This window comes from Streptomyces sp. NPDC057697 (assembly GCF_042799335.1).
GTDB lineage: Bacteria > Actinomycetota > Actinomycetes > Streptomycetales > Streptomycetaceae > Streptomyces.
This window is the reverse complement of record NZ_JBHVJA010000048.1, coordinates 1-1055: the sequence shown is the minus strand read 5'-3', so window position 1 is coordinate 1055 and position 1055 is coordinate 1. Positions and strand designations below refer to the sequence as shown.

Genomic DNA, 1055 nt, shown 5'->3' with positions numbered 1-1055 from the left:
GGAGGGATGGGCCGTCCAATTTGTTCATGTTGTAGAGATACTCTATAGCGGATAAATCATCTTTGTTGTAGAGTCGCCAGCCCTTGGTGTCGCGCTCGAAAAAATAGCCGTGAGACTCGAGCAGCTTTGAATATTTGCGGACTGTGACGGTCTCTATGCCAAGGCGGGAGGACACGTCTTTTGAAGTAAGTTTTGTAGCGGTTGTATCGGTGTTCATAGCGGATCACCTCGATTTTTCCTTATGCGCTACAACATTCGCTATGAATCTCGTAAATGCCTTCCTATTTCGAAAAGTCAACGCTACAAGCCAGAAAAACAAAAAAACAGGCCGCGGGGCCTGTCTCAACGTTCCATTTCTTGATCTCTTGATCGTGCTTTGTTTTTGACGGCATGTTCCGGCTCCAATGCAAGGGGTAGATCAAGCGTTGGTTCATGCTTTCTTTCTTCCTCTAGCTCTTTCAAAAAATCACGACTGCGGGCGCTGTCTTTTGATCTCTCAAACTGCCGTAGCTTTTCCTGATCAGCGAATTGATGCAAGTCTTTCAGGTGGGAAGGATACAGGCCGACCTGTTTTCCATCCTCGTTATAGCCTCGAATGACGACATGCGCGTGAGGATGCCCTTTATCATCATGGACGGCGGAAACCCAATCTAGTTTAACGTTGTACTTGGTTTCAAAACGATTCATGGTGTCTCGGACCAATTCCTTCAGATCGGTCCCGTAGCGCTCTTTTTCATCCTCGCTGAGCGAGATCACGAGCTTATGGCCGACCACGCCGACCTTTGGCTGTTCGTTCAGCTTTTGGAAAAATTCAATTCGTTTGATGTTGTCCTGGGTAGCCGTGAACAGTTCCGGCGGCGTCCGGTGATGATCACGATCAAGTTCTATGTACTTGATATGCTCTTTGATGTGAGAGATCGGCTTGCCGCCTTTGTGGTGGCTGGCAAAACCAAGCGATTTCACATGAACGACCATCAGTATCTCCCCTGCTCGTATTCTTCAATCAAATTCCTGTTTGACTTAAACCGGCTGTAATTGTCCAGAAGGAACTGGAG

1 protein-coding gene and 1 pseudogene are annotated in these 1055 nt (G+C 47.6%); both read right to left on the bottom strand.

Features of this window, described 5'->3' with window-relative positions; genetic code table 11:
* A pseudogene (locus ACFVFH_RS35805) lies at positions 1-217 on the bottom strand (hypothetical protein); the annotation flags it as partial.
* A 125-nt stretch (positions 218-342) separates the two neighbouring features.
* Positions 343-975, bottom strand: coding sequence for a relaxase/mobilization nuclease domain-containing protein (locus ACFVFH_RS35800; RefSeq protein WP_021838007.1), 633 nt, complete (start codon positions 973-975; stop codon positions 343-345).
* Positions 976-1055 lie beyond the last annotated feature (80 nt).

Coding starts and splice junctions, on each gene's coding strand:
- ACFVFH_RS35800 (WP_021838007.1), bottom strand. CDS start 975: ATGGTCGTTCATGTGAAATCGCTTGGTTTTGCCAGCCACCACAAAGGC.